The sequence below is a fragment of the Xanthomonas hawaiiensis genome (assembly GCF_031834635.1).
Lineage (GTDB): Bacteria > Pseudomonadota > Gammaproteobacteria > Xanthomonadales > Xanthomonadaceae > Xanthomonas_A > Xanthomonas_A sacchari.
Genome location: NZ_CP115873.1, coordinates 406,010 through 420,615, shown reverse-complemented (window position 1 = coordinate 420,615; position 14,606 = coordinate 406,010). Strand labels below are relative to the sequence as shown.

At 70.1% G+C, this 14,606-nt stretch carries 13 protein-coding genes; 4 read left to right on the top strand and 9 right to left on the bottom strand.

Going from position 1 to position 14,606, the window contains the following annotated elements; all coding sequences use genetic code 11:
• The first annotated feature begins 162 nt into the window (after positions 1 to 162).
• The 3 genes from PG878_RS01870 (at position 163) to PG878_RS01860 (ending at position 1,859) form a co-directional block, all read left to right on the top strand.
• The gene (locus PG878_RS01870; protein ID WP_209030518.1) at positions 163 to 630 is read left to right on the top strand and encodes a metallophosphoesterase family protein; all 468 of its coding nucleotides are present in this window, start codon (positions 163 to 165) and stop codon (positions 628 to 630) included.
• 160 nt (positions 631 to 790) lie between these two features.
• Positions 791 to 1,213 (top strand): hypothetical protein, encoded by a 423-nt coding sequence (locus PG878_RS01865; RefSeq protein WP_209030517.1) that lies wholly within the window; start codon positions 791 to 793, stop codon positions 1,211 to 1,213.
• A gap of 115 nt (positions 1,214 to 1,328) precedes the next feature.
• Positions 1,329 to 1,859, top strand: coding sequence for a hypothetical protein (locus tag PG878_RS01860; protein WP_244672544.1), 531 nt, complete (start codon positions 1,329 to 1,331; stop codon positions 1,857 to 1,859).
• Positions 1,860 to 1,953: 94 nt separating this feature from the next.
• Here PG878_RS01860 and PG878_RS01855 read toward each other — a convergent pair whose 3' ends face one another.
• The 8 genes from PG878_RS01855 to aroE form a co-directional block, all read right to left on the bottom strand.
• Positions 1,954 to 3,525, bottom strand: coding sequence for an SDR family NAD(P)-dependent oxidoreductase (locus PG878_RS01855; RefSeq protein WP_209030516.1), 1,572 nt, complete (start codon positions 3,523 to 3,525; stop codon positions 1,954 to 1,956).
• Between the two features lie 232 nt (positions 3,526 to 3,757).
• Positions 3,758 to 4,315 carry an ankyrin repeat domain-containing protein gene (locus tag PG878_RS01850; protein ID WP_209030515.1) on the bottom strand — a complete coding sequence of 186 codons (558 nt, stop codon included), beginning with the start codon at positions 4,313 to 4,315 and terminating at the stop codon, positions 3,758 to 3,760.
• A gap of 64 nt (positions 4,316 to 4,379) precedes the next feature.
• Positions 4,380 to 5,903, bottom strand: a complete 1,524-nt coding sequence (gene katB / locus PG878_RS01845) for a catalase KatB (RefSeq protein WP_209030514.1) — start codon at positions 5,901 to 5,903, stop codon at positions 4,380 to 4,382.
• A gap of 303 nt (positions 5,904 to 6,206) precedes the next feature.
• The gene (locus PG878_RS01840) at positions 6,207 to 6,704 is read right to left on the bottom strand and encodes a hypothetical protein (RefSeq protein WP_244663778.1); all 498 of its coding nucleotides are present in this window, start codon (positions 6,702 to 6,704) and stop codon (positions 6,207 to 6,209) included.
• 125 nt (positions 6,705 to 6,829) lie between these two features.
• The gene (dinG, locus tag PG878_RS01835) at positions 6,830 to 8,968 is read right to left on the bottom strand and encodes an ATP-dependent DNA helicase DinG (protein WP_209030513.1); all 2,139 of its coding nucleotides are present in this window, start codon (positions 8,966 to 8,968) and stop codon (positions 6,830 to 6,832) included.
• Between the two features lie 67 nt (positions 8,969 to 9,035).
• Positions 9,036 to 9,401, bottom strand: coding sequence for a hypothetical protein (locus PG878_RS01830; protein ID WP_209030512.1), 366 nt, complete (start codon positions 9,399 to 9,401; stop codon positions 9,036 to 9,038).
• Between the two features lie 33 nt (positions 9,402 to 9,434).
• Positions 9,435 to 9,761 (bottom strand): hypothetical protein, encoded by a 327-nt coding sequence (locus PG878_RS01825; protein ID WP_209030511.1) that lies wholly within the window; start codon positions 9,759 to 9,761, stop codon positions 9,435 to 9,437.
• A 49-nt stretch (positions 9,762 to 9,810) separates the two neighbouring features.
• Positions 9,811 to 10,659, bottom strand: coding sequence for a shikimate dehydrogenase (gene aroE, locus PG878_RS01820; RefSeq protein ID WP_209030510.1), 849 nt, complete (start codon positions 10,657 to 10,659; stop codon positions 9,811 to 9,813).
• Positions 10,660 to 10,711: 52 nt separating this feature from the next.
• On the opposite strand from aroE, the gene PG878_RS01815 reads away from it, so the two are divergent.
• Entirely contained in the window at positions 10,712 to 11,602 is an 891-nt protein-coding gene (locus tag PG878_RS01815; RefSeq protein WP_209030509.1) for a TolB family protein, read from the top strand.
• A gap of 414 nt (positions 11,603 to 12,016) precedes the next feature.
• Here the strand turns inward: PG878_RS01815 and PG878_RS01810 are convergent, their stop codons facing one another.
• Positions 12,017 to 14,524 carry a PepSY domain-containing protein gene (locus tag PG878_RS01810; protein WP_209030508.1) on the bottom strand — a complete coding sequence of 836 codons (2,508 nt, stop codon included), beginning with the start codon at positions 14,522 to 14,524 and terminating at the stop codon, positions 12,017 to 12,019.
• Positions 14,525 to 14,606 lie beyond the last annotated feature (82 nt).

Sequence of the window (14,606 nt, the reverse complement as noted above, 5' to 3'; positions counted from 1 at the left end):
CGCAAGATCGGCTGCAGCGCGATGCACGCCGATCATGTCTCCGCACTCGGCACGCTGGCGCCATCGCCTGCAAGGACCATGGCACGCACGCGCCGGTCGCGACGGCACCACCACTGCCGAGCGGGTAGCCTGCACGCTGTCACGCACCAGGAAGCGCCACCGATGCGTCCCGTTCGACCGCTGCATCTCGGCGTGATCGCCGACACCCATGGCCTGCTGCGCCCCGAAGCGCTGGCGGCCTTGCGCGGCTGCGCTGCGATCGTGCATGCCGGCGACATCGGCAAACCGGACGTGCTCGACGCACTGCGGGAACTGGCGCCGCTGCACGCGATCCGCGGCAACATCGACACCGCACCGTGGGCGCAGGCGCTGCCCGAGACCCTGGACCTGGACATCGAGGGCGTGCGCCTGCACGTGCGCCACGACCTGAAGACACTGGACCACGCCGCCGACGGCGTGGACGTGGTGATCAGCGGCCACTCGCACATGCCCTTGCTGGAGATCCGCGACGGCGTGCTCTACCTTAACCCGGGCAGCGCCGGGCCGCGCCGCTTCCGCCTGCCGATCGGCGTCGGGCATCTGTATCTGACGCCAGACGGCCCGCGCGGCGAATTGCAGACCCTGGGCTAGCGGACGCGGTTCCCGCGCCGTGGCGCAGCGCCAAGCGGCGTGCGACACGGACAGGCAGGCGGCGAACACGCGCGATCTTCGCTAAAGTGGACCCGGGGAGGCGTGCGGCCAGCGGAAGGCGGGGCGACGCCAGGATGCGGCACTACGAAGGGGAGCGAGCATGCGCAAGGGATGGAACGTGTTCGGCAAGGTCGGCCTCGGCCGCATGACCAAGGACGAGTACCAGGCCAATCTCAACGGCCTGAACATGTTCTTCGGCGCCGTCCTGGGCCTGGTGCTCACCGGCACCGAACGCCTCGACACCTGGCAGTTCGGTGTGGTCCTGGGCGTGCTCGCCAGCCTGGTCATCTCGATCCTGTTCATTTCCAGCAGCCGGCACCGGGTGGCTTACGCGATCTACACCCTGGCGGTGGCGCTGCTGCTGCCGAAGATGATCGACGCGATGCTCAAGGGTCACGACCTGCTGCCGGACAAGGTGCAGCCGACGCTGATCGTGTGGACCATGATGACCATCCTGGTGGAGTTCTGGGGCCGCGAACGCGACCAAGGCGAAGCGACCGCCGCCTCCGATCCATCCCGTTGAGCGCCGTCGAGCAACACCTCTAGCGCATCGCCCGATCTTCCCGATCCGGATGCGTCTCTTACCTACCAACCATGTCGAACCGGCTGCTGGCCGATCGAATCGGATGCCATGTGCCATGAAAGCCTGCAAACCCTGGACCGTTGCGCTTGCGTTGTGCCTGCTGACGACCTCCTGCGCCACCCTGACCGCGCCGCTCTACACATATCGGCCACGCCCCGTCCTGGACCACGCGATCGATGCCAGATTCGACTTTCAAGGCAGGTGGGAAGGCGTACTCGACGGATTCAACGCGCCGCACTACGTGGAGAGCGCAGGCTTCCCCATGCGTTTTCGCTTCGTGGTTTCGCGCTGGCACGTGCGCGTCTACAACCTGGTCAGGGGAGCGTGGCAGGAAATGAAGCCGGGGCAGTTCCGCATGCGCAATTCCGGCCCACACGCGCTCATTTACAGCACCACCTCGGGACGCGATGAGGATGGCGTCTGGGTCGAGTCGTCGTCGTTCACGCTGGCACGGACCTCCAATGACGAGATGATCGTCTACTGGCAGCGCACGGTGAACAATCTTGACGTTCCCCCGACCGATCAGTGGCATCAATTCGCCTGGGGTTACAGCGGTACCATGCAGCGTGCGGTCGTCGGCGACTGACATCCGCACGCACGACGACGACGCCGGCATGGCCGCGGCGATCGTCGGAACATGGAAGCGGACGCGTTGGTGCAGTCCACTCCCGCGCCACCTCTCACCAGTCCGTCGGCGCGTAGTCCTTCAGGAACTGGCCCCACACGTGCTCGCCGGTGTTGAAGCCGTGGATGATCGGATCGACGATGCGCGCGGCGCCGTCGACGATGTCCAGCGGCGGATGGAAGCGCTCCTCCTCCACCTTGCGCGCGGCGATCTCGGCCGGATCCTCGTCGGTGACCCAGCCGGTGTCCACGCTGTTCATGTGGATGCCGTCGTTCTGGTAGTCGGCCGCCGAGGTGCGGGTCATCATGTTCAACGCGGCCTTGGCCATGTTGGTGTGCGGATGCCGGGTGGTCTTGAAGTTGCGGTAGAACTGCCCCTCCATCGCCGACACGTTGACGATGTGCTTGTCGCGCTCGGGCGTGCGCAGCATCAGCGGCTTGAGCCGCGCGTTGAGCACGAACGGCGCGACCGCGTTGACCAGTTGCGTCTCCAGCAGTTCCACCGAGGACACTTCGTCCAGCAACAGGCGCCAGGAGTTGCGCCCGCGCAGGTCCACCTGCTGCAGGTCCTGGTCCAGGCGCCCTTCCGGGAACAGGTGCTGCTGGGCGAGCAGATCGTCGGCCAGCAGCGGCACCTGCGACAGCTCCGCGGCGCGCAGCAGGCCATCGGCACCGTTGCGCCCCTGGCCCGCCCCCGCGGTCAGCGTGTTGCCGCCAGCCGGCAGCAGGTCGGGGCCGCGCAGGCCTTCGTACTGGCCCACCAGCCGGCGCACGTGCTCGGGCAGGTCGTGCAGCGCGACGGTCTCGCCGGCCAGCATGTGCGCGTAGAACTGCGGCGGCCGGCGCACGGTCTGGCAGGCGTTGTTGACGATGAAATCCAGGCGCGTGCGGGTCGCCAGCAGTTCGCTGCAGAACGCCTCGACGCTCGGCGTGTGGCGCAGGTCCAGCCCGTACACCTGCAGGCGGTGGCCCCACTCGGCGAAATCCGGCTCCTGCGCGTAGCGCGCCGCCGAATCGCGCGGGAAGCGCGTAGTCACGATCAGTTCGGCGCCGGCGCGCAGCAGCTTGAGCCCGGCCTGGTAGCCGATCTTGACCCGGCCGCCGGTGAGCAGCGCCACGCGGCCGCGCAGGTCGGCGGTCTCGGTGCGCTTGAAGTAGTTCAACTCCGCGCAGGGCGGGCACATCTGGTCGTAGAAGTGATGCAGCTCGGTGTACTTCTGCTTGCACACGTAGCAGTGGCGCAGTTCGGGCGAGTGCGCCGCCGGCTCGGCTGCCGCGGCCTGCGCGTGGATCAGCGCTTCCGGCGTGTGCGGCGGGAAATAGTTGGGCGTGCTGAACACCGGCTTGCGCCGCAGCGCGCGGATACCGGTCTGCGCCAGCAGTGCCTCGGCCTTGCGCACCTTCTCCTGGTGGCGCTCGCGCGCCTGCTCCTTGAGCAGCTTGCGCCGCGCCTTGGGTTCGGGGTTGAAGACCTGGGCGACCACCTGCAGCAGGCGCACCCGCTCGGCCTCCGGCAAGGTATCGAGCACGCGCCGATCGGCGGCGATGGTCTCGAGCAGGTCCAGGGCGATGCGCAGGCGCTCGGCCTGGGGCAGGTCGTCGGGAGAAACGGGGGCAGTGGCGTTCAAGACAGATCCGGGATGGGCGACGGCGAGCCGCGGCAGAGCGCCGGCACGATGCCGACAGGGCAGCACGCGGCCCGGATGCGCCACCGCCCGCCGAAGCGGAAACGGCAGCGGCACGGGCCACGGCGGGCCGGAGGGACCGGCCACCCGGGCATTTTCGCCGATCCGGGGCCTGCGATCCACGCACCGTGCGATGGCGGTGCCCGGCGGCCGCCCCGGAGGCAGGCCGGGCCGCTCAGCGCGCCGGTGCGGTCGCGAACTCGCCGCGCTGCAGCCGGGCCACGTCGTTGCCCTGCGCATCCCTGGCCTGCAGGTCGGCGCCCTTGGCGGCGAGGTCCTTCAGCACCTCGGTGCGCTGGAACAGCGCCGCGTACATCGCCGCGGTCTGCCCGGCGTTGTTGCGCTGGTCCGGCGCGCAATCGGCCTGCATCAGCCGCTTGGCGATGCTCAGTTCGCCCTTGAAGATCGCGCCCATCAGCGCGGTGTTGCCCCGCTTGTCCTGCGCGCAGGGGTCGGCACCGGCGCGCAGCAACTGTTCCACCGCCGCCTGCTGGCCGTGGTAGGCGGCCAGGATCAGCGCGGTGTAGCCCTTGTCGTCGCGGGTATCGAGGTCGTAATGGGCACGGATGAACTCGGCCAGCATGTCCTGGCGGCCCTGCCGCGCGGCATCGAAGAAATAGGTGCGCAACTGCGCCTGCACCGCGGCCGGATCGGGCGCCGCAGGTGCGGCCGGTGCGGCGACGGCGGTGGCGCTGACCGCGAGGCCGAGAAGAAAGAGAACAACACGACGCATAGGAAATCTCCGCAAGAAAGTGCGCGGCGCGGCGACAGCGCCGCCGGGCCGCGCGTGGGACGCATCAATCCTGCAGTTGCGCAGCCAGTTGCTTGACCCGCGCCAGGTCGCCCTTGGCCACCCGCGCCACGCCGCTGCCGTAGGCCGGATCGGCCTTGTACAGGAACGAGAGCATGATGTGCTTGCTCGCGTCGTCGGTGCCGGCCAGCGATTCGCCGAAGCTCTGGATCAGGTCCTGCTGCTCCTTCTTGCTGTAGCTGCGGAACAGTTCGCCGGCCTGCTTGAAGTTCTGCTCGCGTGCGATCCTGGCCTGCTGGGTGGTGCCGGAAAGCAGCAACTGGCTGTAGCGCGCGTTCGGATCCTGCGGCCGCGGGCTGAGCCGGCTCGGCTCGTAGTTCACGCCGCTGCTGGTGCTGCCGGCATTCATCGCGCCGTCCTGGTTGCCGTTGTTCACCGCCACGCGCGGCCGGTTCACCGGCAGGCTCAGGCCGTTGGTGCCGACGCGGTACAGCTGGGTGTCGGCGTAGGAAAAGATGCGCCCCTGCAGCAGGCGGTCTTCCGACGGCTCGATGCCCGGCACCAGATTGGCCGGCGCCATCGCCACCTGTTCGGTTTCCTGGAAGAAGTTGTCCACGTTCTTGTTCAGCACCATCTGCCCGATCTTGCGCTCGGGCACGCCCGGCCAGATCTTGGTGGCATCCAGCGGATCGAAGTCGAACTTGGCCAGATCCTCGGGGGCGAGCACCTGGATGTACAGATCCCACTTCGGATAGTCGCCGCGCTTGATCGCGCCGACCAGGTCGTTGGTCAGGTGGCTGTAGTCCTTGCCCTGCACCGCCACCACCTGCTGCGGATCCAGGTTCTTGAGGCCCTGCAGGCTCTTCCAGTGGAACTTGACGTAGTGCACCTGGCCCTGCGCGTTGACCAGCTTGTAGGCATGCACGCCATTGCCGTCCATGAAGCGGTAGCCGGCCGGCGTGCCTTCGTTGGAGTACAGCAGGGTCAGCGTGCGGGTGGCCTCGGGCACGTGCGAGAAGAAGTCGAAGCGGCGCGCATCGTCATCCAGGTTGGTGCGCGGGTCCGGCTTGAACGCGTGCACCATGTCCGGGAACTTGATCGCATCGCGGATGAAGAAGGTCGGGAAATTGTTGCCCACCAAGTCCCAGTTGCCTTCGCTGGTGTAGAACTTGGTGGCGAAGCCGTGCGGGTCGCGCAGCGTCTCCGGCGAATGGTTGCCGTGCACCACCGAGGAAAAGCGCACGAACACCGGCGTGGTGGTGCCCGGCGCGAACACCTTGGCCTTGCTCAGCTCGGAGATGTCGGCGGTGGCGGTGAACTCGCCATGCACGCCGGTGCCGCGCGCGTGCACCACGCGCTCGGGAATGCGCTCGCGGTCGAAGCGCTGCAGCTTCTGGATCAGTTGCACGTCCTGCAACAGCGTCGGGCCGTTGGGTCCGGCGGTCTGCGAGTTCTGGTTGTCGCCCACCGGTGCACCGTTGTCGCGGGTGAGCGTGGACTGCGCGGCGCTGGCCGACAGGATCAGGGAAGGCGACAACAGGGCAAGCAACAACAGGGATCCAGGGCGCATGGCGTCGGCTCGTGTGAAGGGAGCTGAAGCATGGCGGCAGTGCGACGCGCAGAACATTCGTTCCTTGCGATCGATGCCATCGACGCGGCCAATCGCGCCCATGCACTGTGATCGCGACCGCTGGTGGAGCGCGCACTCCGTTGCAGCTGCAGCGTCGTCGCTGCGTCACTCGACGACGATGCAGCTGCAGATCGGCCGCAAAATGTAGACGCGCGCGTGCCATCGGCAGCAGCGACACCTGACGATGCGGACGCAAGCGCAGCGCGGCTCGATGCACCGCGCGTATCGCCGTGATGGCGGACGCTAGCGCTTGGCGCTCAGCGCGCGGCTGCGATCGGCGAACAGTGCCTGATCGGCCTGGCTGTAGGCGGCGCGCTGCACGGCCGCATCGATGCCGCGCTGGAAGTCGGCGCGAAAGTCAGGCGCGTTGATGCGCTGGGCGATCAGGAACACCGCGTGCGCCGTCTCGGCGCCGACCGCCTGCGCATCGGGAAAGCCCTGGCGCCGGATCAGATCGGTCAGGCGCTCCTGGCTTTGCTTCTGCGCCATGCGCACCTCGCGTGCATACGCGCGCAGCGATACGGTGTCGTGCTGCAGCCGCTGCGGCGAGTAGTCCCGCTTGAGATCGGCGCGTGCCTGCGCGTCGTCGCTGATCAACTGCAGCAGTTGCGTGCGATAGGCCGGATTGGCCGGCGCTGCCGCGGCAGCGTCGTCTGTCGGTGCACCGATCGGACCCGCCGCGGCGATGCTGGTCAGCACGCACAACGCCGCTCCGAACGCCCAGCGTGTGGCGATTCGCATGATGATGTTTCCCCCTGTCGCCCGCGATACTAGACCAGCGCGAACGGCGTGTCCGCGCGCAGACGGGTTCCCCCCCATGCGATGCCAGCTTGGCGCACGGCGTCACATCGGCAGCCCAACGGACGTCACACCCGCTGGCCGATCACCCGCTTGAACGGCGGCAGCGCGTCGATGATGCGCTTGCCGTAGCGCTTGGTCAGCAGCCGCGAATCGAGAATGATCACGCGGCCGTGGTCGTCGGCGGTGCGGATCAGGCGGCCGGCGAACTGGGTCAGGGTGCGCAGCGCGTGCGGCACCGCGATCAGGTTGAAGGCGTTGAGGCCGCGGCTTTCGAACCATTCGCCGAGCGTGGCGGTCTGCGGATCGGTGGGCACCGCGAACGGCACCTGGGTGATGACCACGGTGGTGCAGGCCTCGCCCGGCAGGTCCAGGCCCTCGCCGAAGGAGTTGAGGCCGAACAGCACCGAGCCTTCGCCGGCGGCGATGCGGCGCATGTGCTCGCCGATCATCTGCGACTTGGAACCGTCGCCCTGCACCAGCACGCGGTTGCGCTGCGCGATCGGCAGCAGGTCGGCCACCTTGAGCATCTTCCAGCGCGAAGTGAACAGCACGATCGAGCCCTTGCCCCAGTCCAGTTCGCGCACCAGGTAGCGCGCCACTTCGCGCGGATGGCCCTCGCGGTCGTCCGGCGCCACCGGGAATGCCGGCACGATCAGCTCGGCCTGGTTGGGCAGATCGAACGGCGAGGACAGCGACACCATCTCCGCATGCGCGGGCAGGCCGTTGTCGATCGCCAGCGCCTGGAAATCGCCGCCGCCGGTGAGCGTGGCCGAGGTCAGCACCGCCGCGTCCACTTCGCTCCACAGCAGCGAGCGCAGCACCTGCGCGGCCGACACCGGCGAGCAATGGCAGATCAGATCGGCATCGCGCGAGGCAGTGATCCAGCGCGCCATCGGCGGCTGCCCGTCCTGGTCCTCGCGGCGCCAGCCCAGCCACAGCGCGTACTGCTGCTCGACCATCTCCAGGGCCATGCCCAGGTTGCGCTGCAGGCGCTCCTTGGCCGCATCCTCCTGCTTGGACTTGGCCGCCATCTGGTGCGCGGCCTGCACCCAGTTCAGCAGCGCCCCGGTGTCCTGCGCCTGCGCATCGATCAGCGGCCTCCAGTCCTCGGGCAGGCGGCCATTGGGCGCGCGCCACATCGGTTCGTCCTGGCCCGGCTCCGGCACCCACACCCGTTCGATCTCGGCGCGGAACGCCTTCAGGCCCTTGGCCACCCGCGCGGCCAGTTCGACCGCCTCGTTGGGCAACTGATTGCCGATGCGGTCCTTGTCGGCGAGCCGGTAGGCGGCGCCGACCAGCGCCTGCAGGCGGCCGGTGCGCCGCGCCATCTCGTCCAGCGGCAGGTTCGCCGCGCCCTGGTCGATGGCCACGCCGGCGATGTGGTGGCCCTCGTCGAGCACCAGCAGCATGTCCGACGGCGGCGCGATCAGCGGCTGACCGTTGTCGCTGTCGCCCAGCGACAGCGCCGACAGCAGCAGGGCATGGTTGGTGACCACGATCTGCGCGTCGCGCACCTCGCTGCGCGCCTTCAGCACCGGGCACTGCACCGCGAACGAACAGCGGCGCCCGGCGCAGCCGGCGGCATTGGTGGTGATGCGCGCGCGCAGCGACGGCGGCACCGGCTCCGGCGCCGCATCCAGGTCGCCGTTCCAGGTCCTGTCGGCGTAGGCCTTGGCCAGCGCCCGCGCCTGCTCGGCCTCGGCCGGGCTCAGCGGACGGTCATACAGCGGCGCCTCGTCCTCGAACATGCTGTCCTGCGCGGCCTCGCCATGCAGCTCGGCGACGTTGCGCGTACACAGATAACGGGTGCGGCCCTTGGCCAGCGCCACCGTGGCCTCCAGCCCGGTGGCCTTGAGGAAGGCCGGGATGTCGCGCTCGACCAGCTGCGACTGCAGCGCCACCGTGCCGGTGCTGATCACCAGCTTCTTCTTGCTGGCCAGGGCGATCGGCACGCCGGCGGTCAGATAGCCCAGGCTCTTGCCGACGCCGGTAGGGGCTTCGGCCACGCCCACGCCGCCGGACGTGCCCAGCGCACGCGAGACCACGCCGATCATCTGGCTCTGCGCACGGCGCACGCGGAAGCCCGGCGTGTTGGCCTGCAGCTTGGCGTAGGCATCGCGGATCGCCAGCTTGACCGGTTCGGTGAGCTGACGCGGGGACGGGCCGGACGCGGGCGGCGTCGACGGCGAAGCGGAATCGGTCATCCCGGCATTTTCTCACGTCCCGTCGCAGGGACTGAAACGCGGGAACTGAACGGTGCTGCGCGCCGCGTTACGGCGGCTGCGGCGCGGCCTTGCGCGGCAGCGCCAGCCACAGCGCGCGCAGCAGCAACGCCAGGCCGGCCACGTACAGCGCGTCGTCCAGCAGATGCACCAGCGCGGAGGCATCCGGATGGACGCCGCGGAACTGCGGAGACAGCAGCGCCACCGAGCCCAGGATCCCGTTCAACAGCCGCGGCAGGATCGCGTCCATCAGCAACACCGTCAGCCCGAGCCGGGCCAGCGTGCGCGCTTGGCCAGGCGCCAGCCGCGGGAGCAGCAGCAAGGCGATCAGCGGCAGCAACAGGCGCGCCAGCAGGCCGAGCGCGCCGGTCAGCGCGCTTACGTCCAGAAGCGGGTGAAATTCCACCGCCAGCATCGCGTCCTCCCTGGGCCAGGCCCGTTGGCGTGGTCAGTGCGGCGGCGCCACGCGCGGCGGCAGGGCGAAGCGCAGCGCCAGGACCACCAGCAGCACGCCCACCGTCAGCATCAGGCTGAGAACCGCGCGCAGCACGCCCAGCCACATGGTGAACTGGGACAGGCTGGCGCCGCGCGACATCACCCACATCGGCAACATCGACAGCGCGGTGCCCAGCAGCATCACCACCAGCATGAGGCTCAACCCGCACAGGCCCAGCGTGCGCGGCCGGCCGGGGCGCCGCGAGGCCAGCAGCGCCATGCCCACCACGTACACCACCACGACTGGCAGCTGGAACAGCAGGGTCGTCAACAATTGCATCGCAAGTCCAGTGTCCACGCAGTCATTCCTCTCGATGAAGACGCAGGCGTCAGTCGGCGCTGACCAGGACCGCATCGCGCTCGCGCAGCGCGGCATACACCGGACCGGTGTCCGGGCGCACGCCATGCCATGCCTCGAAGCTCTCGGCGGCCTGTTCCACCAGCATGCCCAGGCCGTCCACGGTGTCGCGGCAGTGCGCCGCGCGCGCCCAGGCCAGGAACGCGATCGCCACCTCGCCGTAGTTCAGGTCCACCGCCAGGGTCATGCTGTTGATCAGCGACAGCGGCAACGTGAAGCTCGCTGCCGGATCGCGGCCGATGGTGGTGGCGTTGACGATCAGTTCGAAATCGCCCAGCTCGCGCAGGTCCTCCCAGTAGCGCGAGATCGCGCGTGCCGGCTCGCCCAGTGCATCGACCAGCGCATCGGCGCGTTCCGGCGCCCGGTTGACCACCACCAATTGCTGCACGCCGGCGTCCAGCAGCGCCGGCGCCACGCCGCGCGCGGCGCCGCCGGCGCCCAGCAGCAGCGCGCGGCGGCCGCGCAGGTCCAGGCCGTTGCGGTCGGTCAGGTCGCGCACCAGGCCGGCACCGTCGGTGTTGTCGCCGTGCCACTGGCCGTCGCGGTAGCTGAGCGTGTTGACCGCACCGGCCGACTGCGCGCGTGCGCTGTGCACCACGCTGAGTGCGAACGCGGCTTCCTTCAGCGGCAGGGTCACGTTGGCGCCGACACCACCGTCGGCGGCGAAGGCGGCCAGCGCCGCGGCGAACCCGTCGGCCTGGACGTCGATGGCCTCGTACTGCAGGGCGATTCCGGCCTGCTTGGCGAAGGCGGCGTGGATGCGCGGCGACAGCGAATGGGCGACGGGATGGCCGAACACGGCAAAACGGGAGTTGGGCATGGAGCGCTCGTTGGTTGTTTTAGACTGGCGGCGACATTCCATGGAATCCCTCATGCGGACCCCTGCCCTGCCGCTCGCGCTGGCCGCGAGTTTACTCTGCGCGCCGTGTGCGTTCGCGCTTTCCGAATTCGGCATCGAGGGCATGGGCGTGGTGTCGACCGCTGCCGACGAGACCCGCGCCAGCGTGTCGGCAGACGGCCAGCGCATCGTCTGGGCCAGTCCCGACCGCGCCGGCGGGCCCGGCGGCGGCGATCTCTGGCAGGCGCTGCTGCGCGACGGCCGCTGGAGCGATCCGCAGCCGCTGCCGGCGCCGCTGAACTCGCCGAACCTGGACAGCGACCCGTTCTTCAGCGCCGACGGACGCTGGCTGTACTTCGCCTCCGATCGTCCCGGCGGCCACGGCGGCAGCGACCTGTACCGCGCGCCGGTGCTGGCCGATGGCGGCTACGGCACACCGCAGAACCTGGGCGCGTCAGTGAATTCGCCGGGCAACGAGCGCGCGCCGGCGCTGTCGCTGGACGGCACGCGGCTGCTGTTCGCCAGCGACGGCCATGGCGGCGCCGGCGGCCTGGACCTGTTCGTGGCCCGCCTGCAGGATCAGGCGTTCGCGCAGCCAGAGGCGCTGGCCGCGGTCAACAGCGCCGACGACGAGACCGATGCGGCATGGCTGGGCGACGGCCGCGCGCTGCTGTTCGCGCGTGCGCATGGCAGTGCGAGCAGCCAGGTGCTGCTGGCGCAATGCGCCGGCGGCCGCTACGCGGACCCGCAGCCGCTGCCGCTGTCGTTCAACAGCCGCGACGGCCACACCGCCGGTGCCGTGCTGGACGCATCCAAGCCCAGCGAACTGCTGCTGTCCGGCAGCGCCCGCGCGCCCAGGGCCGGCAAGCGCGACCTGTACCGGATCAAGGCGCCGGCGGCGACCGGAAGCAGCGACTGCCTGTAGGCGGGTTGCGCGGCCACGCGAGACAGGTCCGGTCCGCTGCCATGCCGACACACAGCAGTGGGACCAGAAAGCCGTTGTGGGAGGGACTTCAGTCCCGACGCATGGCACCTGGACGCACCGTCTGTTCGCCTGCCGCGACCGAAGGTTTCCTCTGATAGCTCGCTCTACCGCACTTCAGCGGGACACGCCGTTGTCGTGCAGGAGCGCGTCTCGCCCTTTTGCAGGAACAGCCGCAACGTGCCTTGCCGGGTGGCGGTCGCGGCTGAAGCCGCTCCTACGAGGCACGGCGCGTCCGGTTGATCCATGGACAGGAGGCGCCCAGACGTCGTGGATCTGCGGCCGGCACATGATGTGCTGCGGCGATCGACGGAAGCACGCAGGATCCCCTGATCGCGCCGCGATCGGCGCATCCCCTCAATACACATCGCGCCGATAGCGCCCCTCGGCGCTGAGTGCATCCAGCGCGTCCTCGCCGAGGATCTCGCGCAATGCGGTATCCACGCCGCGCGCCATGCCCTGCAGGCTGCCGCACACGTACACGGTAGCCCCGCGCGCGACCCAGTCGCGCACCGCGTCGGCGGATTCGCGCAGCCCGTCCTGCACGTAGCGCTTGTGCGCCTGGTCGCGCGAGAACAGCAGATCCAGGCGCTGCAGATGGCCGGCGGCCTGCCACGCCTGCAGTTCGTCGCCGAACAGCGCATCGTGCGCCGCATTGCGCTCGCCGAACAGCAACCAGTGTCCCTGCACGCCGGCCTGCTCGGCCTCGCGCAGCAGGCTGCGCAGGCCGGCGATGCCGGTGCCGTTGCCGATCAGCAGCATCGGCGCAGCGCCATGCCGGCGGAACCCCGGGTTGGCGCGCACCTGTGCGCGCAGTACCGCGCCCAGCGGCGCGTGCTGGCACAGCCAGCCGGCGCCGAGCCCGGGACTGCCGTCGTCGCGCAGCATCAGGCGCACGACCAGGTGCAGCAGGCCGTCGGTTGGCACCGAGGCGATCGAGTACTCGCGCAGCGGCAGGGTCGGCAGCGTATCCACCCAAGCCTGCAGGTCCTCGCCCTGCACCGGCGGCGTCAGCGCGCGCGATGCCAGCGCCTGCCACAGCGGCTGCCGCACGCCATCGGCCTGCACGGTCTGCTCGGCGTCCAGCGCCTGCGCGGCGAGCCAGGCGCGGATCGCGGCGGCGGCGTGGCAGGGCTGCACTTCCAGGATGTCGCCGGCATGCCAGTGCGCCTGCGGCGGCGGCACCAGATCGATGCGCCACACCGGCGCGCCGGCGCTGCCGGGATTGAGCAGGACGCGGCCGGCCAGGCGCCAGTCCAGCGGTTCCGGCGCCTGCAGCACCGGCGCCGACGCCGCCACGCCGGTAAGCGCGGACAGTTGCCATTGCCACTGCGCCAGCGCCTGCGGATCGGCGTTGTCCACTTCCAGTGGCGGGAACAGCGCCTGCGCGCCCTGCGCATCCAGCCAGCGCTGCACCTCGCGGGAGAAGCCGCAGAACTGCGGATACTGCCGGTCGCCCAGACCGAGCATGGCGTAGCGCAGCTCCGGCAGGGCCTGCGCCTGGCGCAGCACGCGCCGGACGAAACCGCGCGCCGCGTCCGGCGGTTCGCCGTCGCCGAAGGTGCTGACCACGAACAGCACGCGCTGCGCGCCGCGCAGGTGCGCCAGCTCCAGTTGCGCCAGCGAACGCACCTCCACCGCCAGGCCGACGGCCTGCAGGTGCGCGGCGGTCTGCCAGGCCAGGCGCTCGGCCAGGCCGCTCTGGCTGGCGAAGCCGACCAGCCAGGCGCCGGCGGCATCGCCGACCAGTCCCGGCAGCGCGCGCCGCGCCGCGCGCAAGGCGCGCTTCTTGCGCCGGCGATCCAGGTACAGCATCCAGCCGGTGACGAAGAACAGCGACATGCACAGGCTCGCCAACAGCATCGCCACGCGCCCGGGCAGGCCGAAGAAGCTGCCGCTGTGCAGCGCGAACATGCTGGTCAGCAGGCGCCGGCCCAGCGGCTGCTGCCGATACGCCAGGTGGCGCAGGACGCGGCCGCTGGCCGGATCGACCTCCACGCTGTCGTAGGCGCGGTCGTGCGCCGGATCGGGCGGCAGGTAACGGGCCACGATCGGTTGGCCGCTGCGCCCGGGCAGGCGCAGGTCCAGGTAGGCGCGCTGCGCGGCCGGCACGGTCGCCAGGGCCGCCTGCAGCCGCGCGTAGTCCACCGCCGGCGGCTTGCCGCCGCGACCGCCCTCCTTCTCCTTGGGCGCGGCATCGCCGCCGAGCATCGTCACCAGCCCCTGCCGGTACCAGTCGTAGGACCAGTAGAGGCCGGTCGCGGCGATCAGCAGGTACACCAGCAGGCACCAGGTGCCGATCACCGAATGCAGGCTCCACAGGAAGCTGCGTCCCTGCCGGTTCCACTCCACCGCCCACCAGGCGCGCCAGCTCCACCAGCGCCGCGGCCAGCGCAGGTACAGACCGGACAGGCAGAAGAAGATCAGCACGAAGGCGCAAGCCCCGGTGACCGCCTTGCCGCGCTCGCCGGCGGCCAGGCGCCGGTGCAGGTCCTCGACGAAGGAGAAGAAGCCGTCCAGGCGCGGCGCCGGCAGCACCGCGCCGGTGTAGGGGTCGAAGTACAGGCGGCCGCCGTCGCGGCCCGGCAGGCGCACCGCGGACGGCCGCGTGCCGGTGGGATCGATCAACAGGCGGTTGCTGCGGTGCGCGCCGTCCAGGTCCAGGCGCCGCGCCAGCTCGGCCAGCGGCAAGGGCTGCTCGCCGGCGGCATGGCGCGCGGCGATGGCCGCCAGCGGCGGATTGGCCAGGCGCACGATCTCGTCCTCGAAGGCGAGCGTGGCCCCGCTCAGCCCCATCACCGACAGCACCAGACCGGCGCTGATGCCGAGCAGCCAATGCAACTGGAACAACAGCGACTTGATCACGGCGGCGCGGTGCGGGACGGGGGCGGTCGCGCATTGTAAATGAGAACGCTTATCGCATGCGATTGATCCGTCGCCGCGCGGC